Origin of the sequence: Vibrio viridaestus (assembly GCF_003856525.1) — a bacterium.
Classification (GTDB): Bacteria; Pseudomonadota; Gammaproteobacteria; order Enterobacterales; family Vibrionaceae; genus Vibrio; species Vibrio viridaestus.
Genome location: NZ_RJVQ01000017.1, coordinates 1 through 21,544, shown reverse-complemented (window position 1 = coordinate 21,544; position 21,544 = coordinate 1). Strand labels below are relative to the sequence as shown.

15 protein-coding genes are annotated in these 21,544 nt (G+C 39.0%); 8 read left to right on the top strand and 7 right to left on the bottom strand.

The genetic code is table 11. The features are described 5' to 3' along the window. Positions 1-75 precede the first annotated feature (75 nt). Genes nirB through EES38_RS22740 form a run of 4 tightly spaced genes read right to left on the bottom strand, consistent with a single transcriptional unit; the run spans position 76 to position 6,302 of the window. On the bottom strand, positions 76-2,943 hold the full coding sequence (gene nirB / locus EES38_RS21060; protein ID WP_124939187.1) for a nitrite reductase large subunit NirB: 2,868 nt from the start codon (positions 2,941-2,943) through the stop codon (positions 76-78). Between the two features lie 21 nt (positions 2,944-2,964). Then, complete coding sequence (locus tag EES38_RS21055) at positions 2,965-4,434, bottom strand: CoA transferase (RefSeq protein WP_124939186.1); 1,470 nt, start codon at positions 4,432-4,434, stop codon at positions 2,965-2,967. A 28-nt stretch (positions 4,435-4,462) separates the two neighbouring features. Further along, positions 4,463-6,058, bottom strand: coding sequence for a sodium:solute symporter family transporter (locus EES38_RS21050; RefSeq protein ID WP_208020491.1), 1,596 nt, complete (start codon positions 6,056-6,058; stop codon positions 4,463-4,465). Position 6,059: 1 nt separating this feature from the next. Next, entirely contained in the window at positions 6,060-6,302 is a 243-nt protein-coding gene (locus EES38_RS22740) for a DUF485 domain-containing protein (protein WP_124939185.1), read from the bottom strand. Between the two features lie 616 nt (positions 6,303-6,918). Between EES38_RS22740 and norR the strand changes: the two genes are divergently transcribed. The 8 genes from norR to EES38_RS21005 all read left to right on the top strand — a co-directional run bounded on the left by norR (position 6,919) and on the right by EES38_RS21005 (position 20,002). Next, a complete protein-coding gene (gene norR / locus EES38_RS21040; RefSeq protein ID WP_124939184.1) occupies positions 6,919-8,448 on the top strand; it encodes a nitric oxide reductase transcriptional regulator NorR in 1,530 nt (509 codons plus the stop codon). Positions 8,449-8,607: 159 nt separating this feature from the next. Then, positions 8,608-10,269 carry a hydroxylamine reductase gene (gene hcp, locus EES38_RS21035; protein WP_124939183.1) on the top strand — a complete coding sequence of 554 codons (1,662 nt, stop codon included), beginning with the start codon at positions 8,608-8,610 and terminating at the stop codon, positions 10,267-10,269. Positions 10,270-10,330: 61 nt separating this feature from the next. Next, positions 10,331-11,374, top strand: a complete 1,044-nt coding sequence (locus EES38_RS21030) for an FAD-binding oxidoreductase (RefSeq protein WP_124939182.1) — start codon at positions 10,331-10,333, stop codon at positions 11,372-11,374. Between the two features lie 56 nt (positions 11,375-11,430). Next, complete coding sequence (locus EES38_RS21025; RefSeq protein WP_124939181.1) at positions 11,431-11,991, top strand: class I SAM-dependent methyltransferase; 561 nt, start codon at positions 11,431-11,433, stop codon at positions 11,989-11,991. 459 nt (positions 11,992-12,450) lie between these two features. Further along, on the top strand, positions 12,451-13,020 hold the full coding sequence (locus EES38_RS21020; RefSeq protein WP_124939180.1) for a hypothetical protein: 570 nt from the start codon (positions 12,451-12,453) through the stop codon (positions 13,018-13,020). A 95-nt stretch (positions 13,021-13,115) separates the two neighbouring features. After that, a complete protein-coding gene (locus tag EES38_RS21015) occupies positions 13,116-15,533 on the top strand; it encodes a hypothetical protein (protein ID WP_124939179.1) in 2,418 nt (805 codons plus the stop codon). A gap of 1 nt (position 15,534) precedes the next feature. Then, positions 15,535-18,699, top strand: coding sequence for a tyrosine-type recombinase/integrase (locus tag EES38_RS21010; RefSeq protein WP_124939178.1), 3,165 nt, complete (start codon positions 15,535-15,537; stop codon positions 18,697-18,699). Between the two features lie 241 nt (positions 18,700-18,940). Then, positions 18,941-20,002 (top strand): hypothetical protein, encoded by a 1,062-nt coding sequence (locus tag EES38_RS21005; protein WP_124939177.1) that lies wholly within the window; start codon positions 18,941-18,943, stop codon positions 20,000-20,002. Positions 20,003-20,122: 120 nt separating this feature from the next. On the opposite strand, the gene EES38_RS21000 is transcribed toward EES38_RS21005, so the two are convergent. The 3 genes from EES38_RS21000 to EES38_RS20990 all read right to left on the bottom strand — a co-directional run. Continuing rightward, a complete protein-coding gene (locus EES38_RS21000; RefSeq protein ID WP_124939176.1) occupies positions 20,123-20,683 on the bottom strand; it encodes a hypothetical protein in 561 nt (186 codons plus the stop codon). Positions 20,684-20,973: 290 nt separating this feature from the next. Then, positions 20,974-21,384 (bottom strand): AbiH family protein, encoded by a 411-nt coding sequence (locus EES38_RS20995; RefSeq protein ID WP_208020490.1) that lies wholly within the window; start codon positions 21,382-21,384, stop codon positions 20,974-20,976. Between the two features lie 27 nt (positions 21,385-21,411). Then, a partial coding sequence (locus EES38_RS20990; protein WP_148090379.1) for an IS3 family transposase occupies positions 21,412-21,544 on the bottom strand: 133 nt, incomplete at its 5' end.

Below are 21,544 nucleotides of genomic sequence, written 5' to 3'. Positions count from 1 at the left end.
CCTTTTGTATAAAATAAAAGCGCTCAAATATATTTTTATCCATGAACGCTTATATTAAAATAATAGAAGAATAACTTATAAAGCAACACTCTTTGGAGAATTTGCAACATAGACCGTATTGTTTTCTACCATTGTTGGCCAAATCTGTAAGTTTTGAGATTGGCCATCAATATCCACACCATCTTTTAATCGGAAGCGTTGTTTAAATATTGGAGATATAACCACAATTTCTCCTTCAATATCACCTAGAATCCCTCTTGATATTACATTCGATTGACTTTTAGGCTCACAATCGTCAATCGCAAAAACTTGCTCTTCATAACGAAACAATGCAATATGATGTCTTCCCAAAAGAGCACCAACACCTGCATTAATGGGTAACTCGTCCACGCCGCAAATTGGACTCCATTCTTTTTGAGGTAGCATAGAACTATGGGTATTCGATGGGACAAGAGGTTTAATTTGATTTCTCTCTATGCTCCATCGAATATTTTCATCGGGATGTTTGTCATTGATAGATGAGCAAAATAGCTTGAGTTGCTCTGGAGAGTTTAATGTCTTTTTCCATTCGCATTGATAGCTATCGATAACACTACTCATTTCATCTTCAAGAGTAGATGAAATAGATAGAATATCATTGATAACAATATCACGTAGATATTCTATCCCTCCTTCTAAACTATCAATCCAAACACTGGTCCTTTGTAAGTGATCAGCGGTACGAATATAAAACATAAGAATTCTGTCGATATATTTGATTAGCGTTTCTTTATCAATATCACTAGCAAACAATTCCCCATGGCGTGGTTTCATCCCACCGTTACCACACACGTAGAGATTCCAACCTTTCTCAGTAGCGATAACTCCAATATCTTTTGATTGGGCTTCAGCGCATTCTCTCGTACATCCAGAGACGGCCATTTTTATTTTGTGAGGAGAACGAAGGCCTTTGTAACGGTTTTCTAGAAGTATTGCTAGCGAAGTCGAATCCTGCACTCCGTAGCGACACCAAGTTGAACCAACACATGATTTAACTGTACGTAGTGATTTTCCATACGCATGGCCAGTTTCAAATCCCAGTGCAATCAAAGCGCCCCAAATACTTGGAAGGTTTTCTAGAGTTGCACCGAATAAGTCTATACGTTGTCCACCGGTAATTTTCGTATATAAATTATATTGCTTTGCAATTTCGCCAATGTTTATTAACTGTGATGGCGTAATTTCGCCGCCGGGAATTCGTGGAACAACTGAATATGTACCATTTTTTTGAATATTTCCAAAATAACGATCATTTGTTTCTTGTTGAGGCAGATGTTTGGGCTCTAATAAATATTCATTCCAACAAGAAGCTAATATAGATGCTATAGCTGGCTTGCAAACTTCACAGCCAACCCCTTTACCATATCGAAGAAGCAATGTGTTAAAGTCCTTTATTTCTTCAATTCGAATTATATGATATAGCTCTTGTCTTGAATAAGGAAAGTGAGCGCATATATCTTTTTTTATTTCGACTCCCATAACCTCAAGCTTTTCGTCGATTATTCGTTTGACTAAGCCAGAGCAACCACCACAGCCTGTAGCAGCTTTGGTCGATTTTTTTACGGAAGGTAGGTCTAAGCAACCACTTTCAACAGCCGAAAAAATGTCGCCTTTACTAACATTATGACACGAACAAATTTGTGCTGACTCTGGTAACGTTACGGTACCCGAATCGCTATCTTCTTGTTCTATGTTTGTAGGTAGCATGAGCTTTTCTGGATTACTAGGTAGTGGGATATTGTTGAGCATGATTTGTAAGAGAGACTGATACTCGTCACAGTCTCCCACAAGGACCCCCCCTATCAGATTCTTCCCATCAGAAGACACAACAATTTTTTTATATATTTCTTCGGGTTCGTTTATCCATTGATAGACTTTACAGCCTAAAGATTTTCCATGAGCATCACCAAATGAAGCTACATCTACTCCCATTAGCTTCAATTTGGTACTCATGTCAGCACCGTCGAAAGTAATATTTTCTGATGCTAAGTTTGCTGCTAGTATCCTAGCCATTTGATAGCCTGGCGCAACCAAACCAAAAATACGCTCCTGCCATAAAGCACATTCTCCTATAGCATAAACATTTGGAACAGAAGTTTCACATCTATCATTAATTACTATCCCCCCTCGTTCTCCAACCTCAATGTTCGCCAACTTTGCTAGTTGATCATTGGGCCTTATCCCAGCGGAAAACACCACAATGTCACTATTTAACTTACTTCCATCAGAAAATAGAAGGGTCAGGGTACCATCACTGTTTTCAACGATGCTTTTAGTTTCCTTACTCACAAAAACACCGACTCCCAGCGCTTCGATTTTTTTTCGGAGCATACTTCCCCCAACTTCATCAAGCTGGACAGCCATTAACCGTGCAGAAAATTCTATTACGTTAGTCTCAATATTCAGTTTCTTCAGGGCATTAGCGGCTTCTAAACCTAATAGTCCACCTCCAATTACTACCCCTGTTTGCGCGCTACTCGAAGCTGATAAAATTGAATCTAAGTCATCGAAAGTTCTATATGAGAAGCAATTTTTAGATGTATTTCCTTCAATATTAGGAATAAATGGAGAAGAGCCAGTTGCGAGAACTAACTTATCGTATCTTTGACGGCGGCCTAGTGAATCCTCTACGTATTGGTTCTCAGTATTCAAATTGATTATGGAACAAGATTTATGAAAAGTAATATCATGCTCTTCCAAGAACTCGTTACTTCCTAGACTTAAATCTTCCGCAGTTGAACCTGCTAGATAGTCTGTTAAGTGAACACGATCATAGGCCAAGTAACGTTCTTTTCCGTAAAGAATAATTTGATACTTTATGTGTAGATCTTTTGCTACTAATTGCTCAATAAAATGATGACCGACCATGCCATATCCGACGATCATAAGTACGGGTTTGTTCATAATAACTTCCAATATAAAAGACTAATTTTTTTGATATTTACTTGCTTCTCTAGTTAGCCATTCTGCTTGATGACTACCTAGCTCAGGTGTTTTTGTTAGCCATTTGCATGGAGTTTCAGACATACTTAAAACTGGCGCTAAACATTTTAGGTCTCCGTAAGGCGTGCTTTCTTGTTGTAGTGAAAACGCGTCAAATTCCTGTGGTGATAGTTTTCCGGGAGCATTTTGAAAATTGTCTTGCATTCCCTGACGTTGTAGAAGCATCGCTGATTGGCAAAGCGAAACATTAACTTTGTAACTACCTCCTTCAGTTGCGCGTCTATAGAGAGCAACTAATCCACCAAAGGTAGCGAGATAACCAGTCAGGAAATCGCATGTAAATACAGGCATCAGTTTGGGAGTTTTGTCAGGGGTATACTGCCCTTCAATATGACATAAGCCGGTAACCGCTTGTGCAACTTGGTCCCATCCTGCTCTAGTAGCAAAAGGCCCGCCAGAACCAAAACAGTTAACATCAATATGAATTAGGCCTGGCCTCAGTTTAAATAAATCATCCGAACCGAATCCGTGGGCTTCAAGTCTCCCTGGGCGATAACCGTCTATGAAAATATCCGAATCTTGAACGAGTGAGCGAAGTTTTGAGGCTTCTTCTTGGATATTAAGATCTAAGAAACATGACCGTTTCCCATGACTTGTATCGCGTACAAATGACTCCACTTGGGGTAAATGTGGAGCTGTCACCATCAACACATCAGCGCCATGTTCGGCAAAACCTAGCCCAGCGGTTGGACCTGCGAGAATGCGGGTTAAGTCTAAGACTCTGATTCCCGATGCAGGTGACACACCTTCAGGCAGTGGTTCTGGTTCTCCCTCTGCTATTTTTATTATTTCTACCACAGGTTTTGAGTCAAGATATGCTCCTTGGGGATGCTTTAGCCATTCTTCTGGAGTTCGAACCATCCCTCCACAGGCTAATTCATCCGCTACTGTATTTTCGAGTTCTAATGCGTTCCATTTATTTACCCCTAAACGAATAGAATCTGGAGTGCTTTGACAATTTAGTATATTAAGTACTCTTTTTTCCAAATGAGGTAGATTAGTGTGGGGTAAAAACCAGTTACCATCAGCAGTCTCCCAAGGTTGGGTTAGTGAAATCATATGTTTCATAGATTCTGAAACAGGAATTGGCTTGAATTTCCCACGTATATCTTTTTTAAGGGTCATATCACTACCGGATAGAGATGTAGCAGCTGCAGCGCGCATATTGACACCAATCTTCTGTCTATTACCGGTTCGAAGTTCCCACAAATCGTTAGCAGCCACACCTCTAGCTGCTAAGATCTGCGCAGAAACTTCATCAACTTTGAACGGTGTCTTATATAGTGGCTCAGAATTAATAATATTCACTTCTTCTTGATGAATTTGCTCTTTCCCACGTATCCTCATTAATTCTGCAAATGCACCGTATTCTTTATTCACTGAACTTTCCATTTTTACAAATTTCCTTTGTAGACAATTATTACGAGTTACCTTGGTGGGGATTAGCCGAAAAAGAAACGGCTCGACGTTGATATAACGACACTAAAATACACATAGTAAACGCGAGTGGTACCGTAACAATCGCGGGAGGATCTAAGCTTACTAGAGCCTCCTGATGACCAAGAATATCTACCCATATAGATTTACCCAGGATTGTCATTACTAGTGATGCAATCAAACCACTAGTACCGCCAATTGTTGCTCCAACAGAGGTGAGTCGCGACCAATACATAGAAAGTAAAAGGACAGGAAACGTAGATGAACAAGATATAGAAAAAGCTAGACTAATCATGTAAGCGATATTTTGCCCTCGAAAGAGAATACTGAGAATAATAGCAATAATTCCAAGAGTAATTACTGATACTTTCATAATTCTCATTTCAATAGTTTCTTTATTCTCTGACGTCACTTTAAAACTACCATAAATATCATGACTAACAGCAGATGCCCCTGAAAGTGTTAAACCGGCGACAACTGCTAGAATAGTCGCAAATGCAACAGCTGATAGAAATCCAAATAATGGATTACCACCTAAGAAATAGGCTAATTGAAGAGCAGCAGTATTATTTCCACTCAGTAAATTTCCATTTATATCTAAAAGACCAGACTCATTTCTTAGTATGTATAGAGCTCCAAACCCAATAATAAAAATCATTGCATAGAATGAATTCATAAAAAGGTTAGCCCAAAGCACAGAACTTCTAGCCGCATTGGCATCAGGGACAGTAAAGAACCTCATCAGAACATGTGGTAAACCTGCTGTACCTAGCATTAGAGCGATACCCAATGAGAATGCTGACCAAGGAGAATTACTCATATTATTTGGTATAAGAATATTAGATCCTGAGGAGTGGCTTTTGACGGCTAAATCAAGCAAAAGCGTAAAATCAAATCCTGTTATATTTAACACTAAAATACATATAAAGAAGCAACTACAGATCATAAGAACAGCTTTTATCATCTGAACCCACGTTGTAGCCATCATTCCACCAAATGCTACGTAGAAAACCATTAGTACACCAACGAGAACTACTGCATAGACATAATCGATACCAAACATGATCTCTATTAATTGCCCAGCGCCCACCATTTGTGCAACTAAGTAGAACAAAACAATAATTAACGAAGCAAATGCAGAAAATATCCTAATACTATTTCCAGATAATTTTGAACATACCACATCTATGAATGTAAATTTGCCAAGTTCCCGCATTTTAGCCGCCATAAGAAATACAACTATCGGGAGCCCTGTCGTATAACCAATCGCGTATACAAGGCCATCAAATCCTTTGGAAAAAACGAGTCCAGTCAACCCTAATAATGCTCCAGCAGACATAGCATCTCCTGCGATTGCAAGACCATTCTGAAACCCCGAGATATTACCACCAGCAGAGTAAAAATCTTGAGCTGTTTTCGTTCTTCTTGCGGCCCACCAAGTAATACATAGAGTCATTAAAATAATTATAAGAAAGAATATAATAGAAACAGGGTTAGAACTGGTTTGGGCTATGTTATCCAGAGGTTTTGCATGTACACTCATTGTAATAAAAAAAATTAAAAAAATTACACCCCTCATATTAAATATCCTTTTTACGATTAGTAATAAAAACATAAATGAAGGTTAAAACCACTCCAGAAAATATAACCATCAAACCAAAAGCAAAGGAAATTGGCAGATTAGAATTGAACAGCTTAGCTCTTAATAAATCAACCTTAAAAACACACAGATATATAAAAAGGAAGTACATGGAACAGTGTACAATACTTAATAAAATTTCCAGCTTAATTTTTTTATTATTTATATCACATCTATTATTCATTATATTTATTTCCTTATAAAACTTATGAACAAATATTTATATTAGTGGTCACTCTGTAAAAGAGACAGATATTAGTTCTTATTTAGAACCCATACGATATGACTTTAATGTATTAATAAATTAAGACAAATAAATTATAAGAATATCTACTATCTAAAAAAGAGATGACATACTCAACGAGGCTCATTTTGGATATCATCTTATGGAAAGCTTGATAACAGAAAAGTTTAATGAAACAACCCTCGATGCACGATTATTTTTGCGGCGGTTGACATCAACGACTCCGTCCATCGATATCAAAAAGCAAAACTTAGTAAGAAGTCTTTATTACATTGTATAAATCCGCTGAACATTATGTTACTGCCAACCGACAGCGATTCTACGGTAGCCTTACAATATAATTACTCCACCATTTCATCATTTTAGTTATCTGGGAGAGTAGTGGCAGTCCAATGTTTCCCTCAAAGTTGAATAACAAAGTAGTGGCGATTCAGTAATCACATTGATTCTTTATTGATAACCAAATTCGTGCCGCAACGACTTTGGACAAAAACACTGATGTCATATTGACATCATCATGTTAGCATAGCTCTATTCGATATGAAGAGAGCACACAATGAGCACAAGCATTGATCAGATTTTACTCAACATCGTTCTTAATCTGAGTACCAATAATTCTCCAGAATACCAGTATCATGAAATTATTGATGGCTTAACAACAGTCTTCCCATGCGATGCTGCTTGTCTGCTTATTTTCGACCAAAAAGGTTTTCTGACCCCCGTTGCTGTTAAGGGTGTGTCCAATACGGTACTCGGCCGACGCTACCTTCCCAAAGCACACCCCAGATTGGATGCGATTATTCAGTCAAAAGATCCTGTTCGTTTTGATGCTCACTGCGACCTACCTGATCCATTCGATGGTACTCTTCTGACCGAAAAGGCATGCATTGACGTTCATGACTGTATGGGATGCAGTTTGTATGTAGAAGGGCAACTTGTGGGCGCGTTAACGATGGATGCGCTGATGGTGGGTGCATTTGATAATATCGATACTTTGTCGATGCTGACCTTTGCGGCACTGACCGCGGCCACGATGAGAAATATTGCTCAAGTGACGGCACTCAAAGCTCAGAACCAAAAGCAAAAAGACGTGACTCAGACTCTTATTCAACAGGCTCGTTCGAAACACGGAGAAATGGTTGGTAATAGCCCTCAACTAGAAAACTTAAAGCGCAATATCGCGATGGTTGCGCAGTCTGATTACTCTGTGCTGATTATGGGAGAAACAGGGACAGGAAAGGAGTTAGTTGCTCATGCGGTTCATGCTCAATCCAGACGCAGCGATAAACCAATGATTTACGTGAACTGTGCCGCATTGCCCGAAGCACTGGCTGAAAGCGAGCTGTTTGGACATGTAAAGGGCGCATTTACAGGTGCTTTAACCCATCGTACTGGTAAATTTGAATTGGCCGACGGCGGAACGTTATTTCTAGATGAAGTCGGTGAGCTACCGCTATTGATGCAGGCAAAGCTGCTTAGGGTTATACAGCAAGGTGAAGTGCAACGCGTGGGTAGCGATCAACATATCATAGTCAATGTCCGAATCGTTGCCGCAACGAATCGTAATCTAGATCAGGAAGTCGCCAATGGTCAGTTTAGAGCCGACCTATATCACCGTTTAAACGTGTTCCCTATTCATGTACCGCCACTCAGAGAACACGCTGAAGACATTGCACTATTAACCGGATATTTACTCGATAAAGTACGACACCAATTTAATTCGCCAAATCTCTACGCTGACGCAAAAGTGATATCCTATCTCGAGTCACAACCTTGGTATGGAAATGTTCGTGAGCTGGAACATGTTCTGACTCGGGCTGCTTTGCATTCAATTCAACAGAACAGTAATCGAATTACCCTTTCTCACCTCGACCACTCAGTGGTGAATCAGCCCGTTCATTCAAATAAACAATATTTACCAACAGAAAGTCAATCGATGCGCTTATTGGTTGAGCAATACCAACGAGATTTAATTCAACACGCGTTACAGCAGTCAAACGGTGTTTGGGCTCAGGCGGCGCAATTTCTTCAGGTCGACAGAGGCAATTTATACCGCATGGGAAAAAAACTTGGTTTAACCGAATAAGGCTCTGATGTATAAATGACTACGCGCGTGATGTCATTTACACATCACAAAAGAGCTATATAGAAATAATTCCTCATATTTTCAATTAGTTAAAATTGGCACACAATCTGCAATCCAGTGATTAACTATCAAAATCAATTCATCACTGGAGTCTCTATTATGTTCTGTATTCAATGTGAACAGACGATTCAAACACCGAAGGTTAAAGGCTGTTCTTTTGCACAAGGGATGTGTGGAAAAACATCAGAAGTATCCGATCTACAAGACGTCCTAGTTTATGCTCTGCAAAGTGTTTCTTTTTGGGCTTCGAAAGCGAGCGAATTCAAGATTATTGATCCCGAAGTGAATGCGTGGTCGCCTAAGGCGTTCTTTTCTACTTTAACCAATGTCAATTTCGATCCAGAACGTATTATCGAATTTACCCAACAGACTGAGCAGCTGAGAAATCGTCTAGAGGAAAAAGTTCGTGCAGCAGCAATTCTTGCTGATAAGGAGTTAGGAGACCTACCGTCATTCGCTCTATTTCAACTGCCACAAGACGCTGAAGATATTATTCAGCTAGCACCACAAGTCGCTGTCAATCGTGGTAAAGAGCATACCCATGAAGACGTGATTGGTTTACGTTTGCTTTGTCTGTATGGACTTAAAGGCGCAGCGGCGTATATGGAACATGCTCGTGTCCTTGATCAAACGAATGACGATATTTATGCCGAATATCATCAAATTATGGCCTGGTTAGGTTCCGATCCAACCGACTTGAGCGAATTACTTAACTGCTCAATGCAAATCGGTTTGATGAATTACAAAGTGATGGAAATGCTTGATCGTGGTGAGACAGAAACTTTTGGCCATCCGGAACCAACAACCGTAAATGTAAAACCGGTTAAGGGTAAATGTATTCTCGTATCCGGTCACGATCTGCACGATCTTGAAAAAATATTGCAACAGACTGAAGGGATGGGTATCAATATTTATACCAATGGTGAAATGCTACCAGCGCACAGCTATCCAGAGCTTAAAAAGTACCCTCACCTAGTTGGTAATTATGGAAGTGCATGGCAAAACCAACAGAAAGAATTTGCCAATTTTCCTGGCCCCATTGTCATGACCTCCAACTGTCTTATTAATCCTAACGTTGGTCAATATGCCGATCGCATCTTCACGCGCAGCATTGTTGGCTGGCCTGGTGTCAGTCACATCGAGGGCAATGATTTTAAGGCGGTGATTGATTGTGCACTTAGTATGTCTGGATTTAGCCACAACGAAATTGAACACTTCATCACCATTGGATTCGGCCGTAATGCTCTAATGGCAGCCGCCCCCGCTGTCATTGACCAGGTCAGACAAGGCAATATCAAACACTTTTTCTTGGTCGGGGGCTGCGATGGGGATAAGTCAGAGCGCAGTTACTATACGGAATTTACTGAAAAAGCCCCTGAAGATACCGTTATCCTAACGCTTGCATGTGGTAAATATCGATTTAACAAAAATCAGTTCGGCGATATCAACGGTATCCCACGTCTTTTGGATGTTGGGCAATGTAACGACGCTTATTCCGCGATCCAATTAGCCATAGCGCTTTCGAAAGAATTCGATTGTGATATTAATGAACTACCGCTGACACTCGTTCTTTCTTGGTTCGAACAAAAAGCCATTGTGATCCTGCTGACTCTGTTTGCTCTTGGCGTAAAAGGTATTTATACCGGTCCATCCGCACCAGCATTCCTCACACCAAATTTAATTAGCATCATTCAGGAAAAATTTGATATGCGCAGTATCGGCGAGGTTGAAGCCGATTTAGATACGATCTTAGCAGCATAACTTTGTAGGTCGCCAGAAGCATTGGCGACCTTCCACTTCCCCAGAATAAGCAGAGTACGATATGTTTTTTAAATGGCATGAGACCAATCCCAGTCCACTCATCATTATTGAAAAATATTACGAAACGCAGGATACCATTACTCTAAAACTCACTGATATTGAAGAGTCAACGATCTTTGAATTTAAACCCGGGCAATTTATCACCGTAGGTATAGGAATAGAGGGTAAGCGTGAGTTTCGTGCGTATTCACTGAGTGGCATCTCAGGAGATGACTATTTACAAATTACTATCAAGCGTGTTGACGGAGGAAAAGTATCCAATTATCTCATTGATCATAGTTTACCTGGCGATACGCTATATGCTTACTCTCCCAGGGGGGATTTTAACTGCATCGACTTTCCTCCTGTAAGCGACAAAAATCAAACTAAGGTTCTCCTTATGAGTGCGGGATGCGGTATATCTCCTGTTATGTCGATGGCTCGTTATCTACTGGATTGTGAGCCTAGTATCAATGTAACATTTTTGCATATATCCCGCTCACCACAAGACACCATTTATCTTGATTTACTCGAGACGATGGATTCTATCTACAAGAACTTTCATTTATCGATACTGATGAAAAACTCTGGGCACACACTCCACCATCAAGGTCGCTTGGATAAACGATGGATGACTCAACTGGTTCCAGATCTTAATGAACAAACCATTTATTTGTGTGGCCCGAATCAGTTTATGCGTGATGTTACAAAGTATCTGACCGAACTCGATTTCGATATGTCGAAATTCCATCAGGAAAGCTTCACTCCGAAAGAGGCGTTAAGTACTCCCATATCGAATGAGAATATCCAAGTCACCGTCGCTGGTTTTGATAAAAATATAAGCGCCAATCAAGGTGACATTCTCGCTGACGTGCTGGAACGAGAAGGATTACCCATCATCATTGCCTGCCGTAGCGGCGTATGCGGGTCTTGTAAATGTAAGGTCACTGATGGTGATTTCACTATAACTGAAAATTCCGTTCTAACCCCGGAAGAACAAACTCAGGGCTATACGCTTGCCTGCTCTTCACAACTCACTAGCTCAGTCTCTGTTGAACTGAGTTAATTCATTTTTGATAGCGGAACAATGCCTCTTCAAACCACAATGACAGGAATTATTTTATGGGTATCAGCTTTGCCGAACCGGAACGATTAACTCAGATTTTTGACGGTGAAAACCGTGAGGAATGGCAACGAACAAGCCATATACTTTCTCAGATAGAACTCAAAGATAACGACATTATCGCTGATATTGGTGCCGGAACAGGCTATTTTTCCAACCTGTTTTCCAACTATGTCAAACAAGGAAAGGTCTATGCCATTGATTGTGAACCTAATATGATCGATTTTATGATAAAGCGCTTCACCAAAGAAAAGATCAAAAATATCTCGCCTATTCAGTCTATGAGGGATGACCCCTGCATTCCAAACGAATGTACCGTCGTATTTCTCGCAAATACCTACCGCTTCATAGAGAATCGATTCCGGTTTTTACAGAAAATTCATGAACAGACTCAACCCAATACCCGCTATATCATCGTTGACTACAAAGGAAGTAATGCACGAGTCTCTCCAACAGAAGCGGTGCAGGAAGTCATCGAAGCAGGATTTACAGTAAGTACATTTGATACGGAGGGATGCCCTGATCATTACATTTTGAAATTCACAAAAATGCCTGGATAATGCGGTTTTCAATACGAAAAATCCGGTAGTTACCTTTAAAATTAGTAACTTAGAAGAAAAATCAACTCATATTAGGGATAAAATTTTATTTATTGATATTAGATAGATATGCGCAAGTCAATAAGCGCACCATTGGCTAGCATTGAGTCGGTGGCGTTATGTTTACTCTCTTGCGAATTTGTAAGTAGAAATATGCAAGCTTCAGACACAACAAAGCCCGCGTTAGGCGGGCTTTGTTTAAAATTTGGTGGGTCTAGGCAGACTCGAACTGCCGACCCCTACCATGTCAAGACATTAATAACATACTCTAAACGTTAAGAATAGCTTCTATACCTTGATTTTATTAGGCATATGACTCCCACCTTTTAACTAGATCACAGTTTTTACACGCAATTTGGACACAAATTGGTGTAAATCTTAAAGTATCTAAATCAGATATATTTTAGGTTAGATACGATTTTGAAAGATGAGATTCTTCGATTTGATGCTACCCTACTCGATAATGTGGAACTCACTCGGGTAGCGATTAATGAACTGAGGTCTGACGATATCATTGAAGATCTGTTTAACCAAGCAAACCCACAGAGTGGACTTAGAACATCGAGCCAAACAATAGACAAATCGGCATACCTATTCAATTTACTTTCTCTACAATCTCCCATTATCTGCTATCGATATCGTAAACAATATAAGGCACTAACAGGGACCTTCACGCTAACAAAACTCCGGTGCGCTATCGCACAACATCAGCTCCCTGAAGACCATTCGATATTCGTTCTAGTCATGAAAAAAAAACCATCTTCCAACATCAAGCGCGCGATTATTTTATTCGATCTAACAAATGACCTACTCTCAAAATGTTTCATAAGCGATACAAAAAAAATCAGTTTTTATTTACGTTCATGGTTTAAAAAAGATGAAGGGAAACGCAGTATTTATCAATCTGAGGAATGGTTAACGTTTTTCCCTGGGCTCAATTCAGCCGAAAAAGTTGCAAATTATTTATCTATTTCTAAAGCCGATTTATAGCAAGTCAAGGACAAAAGATGTCGACTCCCACAGTAGAAGATATTCAATCATTTTTGCCTTTAGCACCATCCGATTTACTAGAGCCTCTTGAGCACTTGTTAGAAACGATAGATTGTCCAGTAGATTTCCGTGGATTTCAAAAGGTACACGCTGTTATAGATTATTTTTTGGATACACACCCAACGCTATTTGAAATTATATTTGACCTAGACACATTTACAGCAAGCAGAGCTTTAGCTTTATTTTCCGACATCGATAGTGCGTATTACGAAAATTATCAAAACCCTAAGCCAGCGCGTGGATGGATGAGTCGGCGACCACTTTATTCATTACTCTTCGTTTTTTATGATCGCCAGGATCAACAAACCGCTTCCGCATTACTTTTTTTCCTTAAACATTACTACGAAAACGAGTCAAAAATTATCATGGAAAATCGCACGGAAGATTCTATACGTGCTTTTAGACTTTTGTATACTGATGAGACTATTGATAGAAGCTGCTTTAACGCATTGTCTATCACTGAGATAACAAATAACATTCGCAACTTTCGTGATACATTAAAAGAAGAAGATAATATTGATGATGAATCTAGCGCATCCAGCCGTATTGGTTATTTGCGTAATTTAGAGCATTTTTATCTACTCGATTGGAAAAAACGAACCAGTTTTACTCGAACATCGCAAAAAATTATACGTTCATCGTTTAGTCGAAGGAAAATTGAACGGGTAGTCGGCTCTGACAATTTATATACAGCATCATTAAATAAACGTACATTGAGTCAACCACTAACTGAAGCTGGTGTATCGGCTGATGAAGACTATCCTGAGCTCTGTATTATTAAGACTGAGCAGCCAATACATCCAAAACCCAAATATGAATTGCCCGATTTTTCTGTCATCAAAGATAGGGCAAAAATTCAAAATAAAAACAGAGTAATTTCAAAGGATGTACGCCGAAGCCACAATATTACTCCACTAAGTCGAAATATCCTTCAGCCGCATGAGCTTTGCATCTTATGGCATTCACTCAACACCAAAAGTAATAATGCGATACAAACCGTCCCTAAAAACAACATTAAGCTTCTTCTCCACATAATATTACTGACAGGCCGAGATCTAAACGCCGTATGTAATTTATCTATCGATTATAACGAAAGCAATGAGAATGCTAGCATCATCATTAAAAACTCACGATTAGTATTAAAAATAGCCCCCAAACCGACGGCCGAACTCGGTAAGCATTCCAATAACGAAAATTTGCTTAAGACCAAAAAAGTAGCATTTATATACCTGCCCTGTTATCTCTTTGATATTTATAAACAAAGCAGGTTAGACAGATATCCAACTCTTGCAGGAAAATACAAAGTTAATATCTGCAGAAAAGCAATCGAATCTTATATAAAAAAACTCAATCAACGTTATCACTGTCAAATTAGCTTGAAGCGTATAGAAAATCATCTGACCAATCGAATGATTGCAGTAGAACAGCATGACCCTGTCATTCTAGAAATGTTACGTGGTGAGCTCAGTTACTATAGTCGTTCACCTCGTCATTATGCCTGGTATTCAGAATCAGAAATCAACTGCTATGTACAAGCTCTTTGGTCAGATACTTTCGAACAAATTAAACAATATAAACCTGATTTTAGCACCCCTGTAGTAGGTGACATTTTATTAGATATAGATAGTAGAGGCATCGGGTCACAGTTCACTCCAAAAGCAACCTCGTTACATAGATGGGTTTCCAATCATATAAATGAATTAAACCAATTGTCGGCATTTGATGTGTCCAAAAACTTACAGAACCTAGTGGAATATCATAATCGGTATGCGGTCTATACTTTGCTCATGCTAATAAATGCGTCTGGCTATCGTGCGGTTTATAATCCGTTACCGAGCTTTGATTTGTTGCTAATTCGCTACAAAGCATTATGTATTTCTGACAAAGATTCATCTAAGACATTTTCACATACGAGAGTGATTGCCTGTCCCACATTACTGCAGTTTCAGCTAAAACACTATCAACAACATGCCATAGCATTAGCAAATTTGATTAATCACCTCTATCCAGCTCAATCTAGGCAGCTTTACGCTCAAACCTGCGATCATCAATTAATCGATCTTACACATAAAAATGATCGAATAGAGTGGTTCCTTTCTGCAAAAAACTCTCGCTCTAATGATGGGTTGTTCTTTTTATTTCTGCAGGATTCTGATGACAAATCCTTTTACCGAACGAAAAACTCAGGGCCAAAGATATTAAGTGAATATATAAATTTACCGCTTAATTTTGGTCGTCATTACGTGCGACGTTATCTAGAACTTTCTAATGTCCATCAAGAATTAATCAAGTTTCAATTAGGTCACTGGGTAAATGGTGAGACTCCACTAGAGAAATGTTCGTCGCTAAACCATCGGGAAGCAATAGAGCACCTTCTCCCTATCTTAAACCAGATGATGGAAGAGCTAGATTGGAAAGCGATCCCTTCATTAATTACACGTAAGCGAGCTTAACATGTCCAAATTAAGTCAAGTACTAACTGAACATGTTAAGCGTGTATATTTACTGGCAGCACAGAAGGAGACTGACGAATATCTCAGGCTAACTGACACAGAAATGCTCCCAGATTCCGATAAGTTGAAAATTACAGATAACGTTTATGAATTAACCTCGAAACACGCCCGGTTAGTTAGTGACCAAATTCAGCCTGATTCACTCAATAATATTCAGAAAGCCTTTCGTAAAGGGTTCGAGGAATACAATCTACAACTTAAGTTACTTGAGCTATTATTGTGTGTGATAGAAAAAGAGCTGGGGATCACGTCACCACCGCCCAGTCAGATTTGCCAGATAAAGCAGGATTTACCGCTGCTAAAGCCCGATGACTTTCTGATGTCTCGTCTGCAAGCCAAGATATATCAATTAATCGAAGATGAATCACTTGTCGCTAACTATCTCGATCAGCCAAAGAAAAATCAAGCCATCATAATCCTATGGCTCGTTTTAAAAGAAGGCATTCAAAAGTCGAAGGATATTAGTTCACTGTTATCACAGAAAGGTATTACTTATCGCATTGGACCGGATTGGTTTGTAGAAACAAATAGTCAACGATATTGGCTCTCCCCAAAAGCCGAATTACTTCTTACTGCATATTGGAATAATGAATCAGCCGCTAAGATCAACATTATGGCATCGGTGAACACCTTACTTTATCAGTACCGGCTAATTCCTAATAGCTTTCAACTGAGATTCATTGACTTACGCTCGATACTAAAAAATGAGTTTGTTCTCACTGCTAGCCCAGCAGAATACTCAATCTGTCAATCGGCACTTCCTACAACATCGTTAACTCAGAATTCACTATTTAGACTACTGAGTGATCAACGGGTAATGCACCAACAGAAAAGTGATGAACAACGAACAATGACCGTGAGACAAAAAGTCGCCTGGCTATCAGTAGGATCAACTGCGGCAGAAAAATTGAGGAAAAGAAGCATTCTTGAGCAGGAGGAACTTACAACCTCTGAGCAAATTGAAGTCATAGCGTATTTTACTAACCGTTTAGTTAAAACCTCGCTAAAGGAAAGCCTTCATATTAATTGTGAACTACAAGAGGAGCTAAGAGCAAAACTTGAGAGTAACGACATAGCAAAGTCCTCTCCATGGGGATGGTTGGTACTATCGTGGCTGTATCACTTGCTGAAATTCGGCGGCAAGTTTAAAAAGCGCCTTCGGTTAACAACCATAAGAGCTTATATCGATTATGTCGCAGGGCCTTTTATTCAAGAGTTTTCTGGCTGTACTCCAAAAAAAATGGACAATTTAGATTGGGCGGAAAAATTAAATGTCGTGGCAGAACAAATCGCATCAACTAAGAAAGCTTATGTTCTTTATTTTGCGGAATTCTTAATTAAAAGTGACCTCGTCACTAATTTATGTCTATCTGATATCGATATTCCCTCCATAGGACATCGTGTCAACGCAAATTTAATAACACAACATGAGGCTGAACGTATTATTAAAGCCTGTAATTCACTCGATACCCCAATATCAAAATTAGCTAAATTATGTTTCTGCTTTGGCTTCTACAGTGGATTACGTCGGGGAGAAGTTGCTGGACTACAGTTTTCAGATTTTACATCTAACGGAACTGATTACATCAATCTCCATATTCGGCCCAACAAATATAGAGAATTAAAATCCAGCGATAGTTCAAGGAACCTTCCCCTTGATTGTCTGTGGCCGGAAGAATTTATAACAGTACTATCGGATTATCTCGACATTACCAAAACCAAGTTTACACAAGATAAGTCTCTCCTCTTTAAAGATGCCCATAAACTGAACGAAGCATTTGCGCTTCTCACTAAAATACTAAAAATTGTTACTGGTGAGCCTGATATTCGATACCACCATTGTCGCCATTCTTTTTGCAACTGGACTTGGGTTCGGTTGAATTACCCAGAACCATCACGATTGGCTGATTTTTCATTCACCCAGCATGATTATTTTTCTACACATAATCATAACCGATTATGTGAAAGACTAGCATTAAGGTCATTCTCACGGAAAAAACTGTGGGCGTTATCAAGCTTGCTCGGACATTCTTCACCTGAAGTGACTACTTCATCCTATTTTCATCTTAGTGAATTTATTCAACGAACAAACTTTTCCAATCATCGTCCATCTTCGTTTTTGTTGAGGCGTTTTTGGGGACAAAGAATACGTGTCAATGATCAGGGTCGACTATCAGCGATACCAACTACCAAATTGAGTCGAATGTCATCTATTCCTGAAAGCTATGAACCACCGTTAGACATATCAAACATAGAGAATGCCATTCAAGAGCTTAGTGTTCCGAAAGTGCCAGATACTATACAAAGTGTTTCCATTAATGACATATGGACGGTTATACAATGTTTAGCCGAAGGAGAAACAATTAACGAAATCAGCTACAACACAGGTATTACAGCAAAGACTATTTCAGCAATAATAGAATCCGACGAGCTATTCATTAAATCATCTCTGCCTCGCTCCAAATATAAGCTAGGACCCCTAATCAATTACCAAAAATTAAACAAGGGTAATATCGACACGATTGATGCATTAATCAATATGTTCCATAAGGCTTACAATTCTGTAGAGTTACCAGCACATGGTGATTTAAGTTCATTAAGTGAAATACTAAATGATTTAGTTGGAGCGAAAGATTTTTTAATTCGCACACATAACCAAAAGGCTGCCCTATTACTTCTCAAGCTAATCCAAACAATGGGCTTAACAGAAAGACATGTAAAAATTAAATGGTATTTCCCGAGCGAAGACTACTTTTCTCCATCTAAACTAGAAGAATATAGAAAACACCTTAAATTCTGGCACGATGCGATAAAAACAGATATCTACCCGAACATGACAATAGAGATCATAGTTTCTAAGCTACTGGAACCTTATATGAAAGGTTCGACAAAATTTAAAACAATCATCAGTGATGATGGGAAATACTTAAAATACCATCCTCCGGGAACAATCAGTATTCACCTGTTACAAAGCAAATTTGACCGTAAACGATACGATGACAAAGGCAATGTTATTCATGTTCCACAAAGAACTAGAGCATTTGTCACATTTTTAAGGCTATTAATAACTTATACCAAAATCAGTGTCACTATGAATCTAGAATAATGAATATAATCCGAAACAAAAGACCTTTATGGGTTATAAGGTTGCGGATTTTGTAACAAGTTTTTGGACAAAAGCTTCTTAGCCTAAATGACAAAGTGGCATCAGTGTAGATAAGAAAAAGTATCTTGAAACCTTAAACGTTTGTATGCTGATCCAGTTAGTTGTGTGGATTATGGAAATGGCATAGAGAGTATATTACATTATAATTAACTTATTGATTTAATTAACGGTGGAAACTAAATTGCAAACCAACGAATTATACTCATTAGCTTTATGGTTTAACAAAAACATTGAAGTAGACCCCGTCCATAGCCTATATAACAAACTACATTCGGACCTTAAACGCTTGACTGCGACACCCAACCAACAAAACCTTAAAAATGCGCAAAAGCTAAAAGAAGCTCAATACAGCTTGCTTATTGAACGATTGGATGCAATCGATGAGTCGGGGCTGACAGATACGCACAAAGAGATTCTTCGAGATATGGAACTACAAAGCTTGCTCCTGTCTCCATCAAAAGAGTATCTTCAAAACCTTTTGATGCTACCACAAGATAATGCCTACGTAGTTTCTACTTTAAAAGCTGGCACAGACCGAATTGCGCAAGCTGTGAATTCCTTTAAAGGCTTGCGTATGCAAATGAAGACTGTACTAGCCCCTGTATATTTGGAAGCGACGGATATCCCAGACAACAAATGCTTAACAAGACTTAGATTTCATAATAATGCTGCTATCGACAACGTTGTTGATCTCAAAGATTGGAGTAAAACTTGGCACACAATAGCTAGGGGGTTCTCAATGGCAGTAAACCAAGCCCCTGAAGATTTTGAGATAGTTAGTACCGATAAAGGCTCAGTGATCGTTGATATGATGCTTAATATCGAGGTGGTCAAGCTAGTGACAGAGACATTGAAAGCAATGGCTGAGCTAGCAACTGAATTGATTGCCTTAAAGATGGGCATTGAAGGAGTAAAAGCACTAAAGGGAAAGATGGACGAGAAAACCTATAACACAATGCTTGAGCAAGTGACTGAAAATGTACGAAAGGATGAAGAACAACTCATAGAAAATGTTGTAGAGCACCTTAAAAAACAAAACTTGGTAATGAATGAACATTGCCAAAACGAGCTAATTAGTGCGATTAAAGAGCTAACTAAATATAACCAAAAAGGTGGAAGTATTCACTGTATCTCCACGAACAAGAACAGAACAACATCAGAAGCACTTAATTCCAACTTTAAGCAACTTCAAGATAAATCCGAACTTAAGTTAATTGAAGATAAACAAGATCTAGCGGACTAACTACTCTAAACAAGCGGAAGTCTCTCGATCTCCGCTAATCAGCATAGCCGCGTTAAGTGGTGAACAACGCCGACCACCGCCCCTAAAGCGTTGTGAATCCGTCTTAAATGCTTGTATGGGCTACCCAACTTGAATACCAGTGATTTTCATGTCCCCTGCTGACAGATCCGATTTGGTTTCTTTTACCTTATTTAAGATTGATTCTGCATCAGTCTCTGACAAGCTTACATGCGGAGGATGTGTATGTTTTATTTGAAAAACATATTTCAAATAAAGAGCAAAGAAAGCAAGCGAAATTACTAACGTAATAGCACCGACTATCGAAGAACTAATTGACACCTTCCCAGCAGTTTCTATTTGAACATTCGTGTTTAATGTAGACATATCTCCTAAGGTAATAGCATATTGGAGCTGGAGAAATGAAAACACTAACCCCGAAACGACTAGAGCAAGAACGACAAAAGTTATAATCCAGTTAGCTAAAATTTGTTGACCGAATACCTTTTTAGGATATTCAAAACGCCATTTAAGGTGTTCAATATATGACTGTTCTAATTGCTGCCATTCAGGAGTTTTTAGCTCTTCCTCTTTCTTCGCTTCTCTAAGCTTTGACCACTCCTGAATAAGATTAGCAAGAGATGCAGCCGTTGCACCGACTGTTGTTTCTAAAATTATACTCATTAACTATCCTTGGTTGCCCTAACAATATCTTTTATCTAAAACACATTCCATATAAGTGAAGAGAAGAATACCGAATAAAATTACTTATCACATTGTTTTTTGTTGATTAAAAATAAAACTCAAAATGAAGACAGTCGGTATAACATCGCATGCAAAACTAACTACATATTTAGTTATTAGAAAAAATAGGTCAAATGATGACAAAAGAAATGTGTCCAAAATCTTAGGCTGGCACACTTTGGGGAATAACCGTCACGTTAAATAGTTTGAGAAAAATTGATAGCTTCAAATTATTTAGTCAACAGGGACATCTCTATCAATTTCATCCTGTTTTCGTCATCAACAATCTCCTCAAGTCGACTACGTATTGCATCTTCTTCGGAACTTGGATAGTAAGACGCCCACCATTGACAGTTCGGCCCAACTATTTTGTTTACATAGTCAAAGTAAGGTTTATCGATTTCTGCTATAGAATGACCTAGGATTACCACTCTCTCAATATCTACTAAAGACTGTAGGAACATGCTAGATGCTTGGATACAAGCAGCGGTGTCCTTGTGATTCTTTTTAAAGTATCCATGAGCCTCACTAACTGCGTGTTCATAATCAGGTGAGTAAGAATCAGAAAAGGCCTCAATCTCTTCTTCTGAGAGAGTTGATATGTCAATTGAGGGCGGAGCTTTATATTCTGAAGCCTCCATACCATGGCCAACTGAATAGCCACCGAGTCAGTAGACACTAGTTAGCCTTTCTTCATACTGCTTTTCATACTCTACAGGCGATAATTGATTATTGGAACCGTGCCTGCGTTTTACGTTGTAGAACATCTCAATATATTCAAAGATATCCATACGAGCATCT

What these genes read in the sequence shown, in the direction of transcription:
- nirB (WP_124939187.1), bottom strand. Translation starts at nt 2,943, where the DNA reads ATGAACAAACCCGTACTTATGATCGTCGGATATGGCATGGTCGGTCAT.
- EES38_RS21055 (WP_124939186.1), bottom strand. Translation starts at nt 4,434, where the DNA reads ATGGAAAGTTCAGTGAATAAAGAATACGGTGCATTTGCAGAATTAATG.
- EES38_RS21050 (WP_208020491.1), bottom strand. Translation starts at nt 6,058, where the DNA reads ATGAGGGGTGTAATTTTTTTAATTTTTTTTATTACAATGAGTGTACAT.
- EES38_RS22740 (WP_124939185.1), bottom strand. Translation starts at nt 6,302, where the DNA reads ATGAATAATAGATGTGATATAAATAATAAAAAAATTAAGCTGGAAATT.
- norR (WP_124939184.1), top strand. Translation starts at nt 6,919, where the DNA reads ATGAGCACAAGCATTGATCAGATTTTACTCAACATCGTTCTTAATCTG.
- hcp (WP_124939183.1), top strand. Translation starts at nt 8,608, where the DNA reads ATGTTCTGTATTCAATGTGAACAGACGATTCAAACACCGAAGGTTAAA.
- EES38_RS21030 (WP_124939182.1), top strand. Translation starts at nt 10,331, where the DNA reads ATGTTTTTTAAATGGCATGAGACCAATCCCAGTCCACTCATCATTATT.
- EES38_RS21025 (WP_124939181.1), top strand. Translation starts at nt 11,431, where the DNA reads ATGGGTATCAGCTTTGCCGAACCGGAACGATTAACTCAGATTTTTGAC.
- EES38_RS21010 (WP_124939178.1), top strand. Translation starts at nt 15,535, where the DNA reads ATGTCCAAATTAAGTCAAGTACTAACTGAACATGTTAAGCGTGTATAT.
- EES38_RS21000 (WP_124939176.1), bottom strand. Translation starts at nt 20,683, where the DNA reads ATGAGTATAATTTTAGAAACAACAGTCGGTGCAACGGCTGCATCTCTT.
- EES38_RS20995 (WP_208020490.1), bottom strand. Translation starts at nt 21,384, where the DNA reads ATGGAGGCTTCAGAATATAAAGCTCCGCCCTCAATTGACATATCAACT.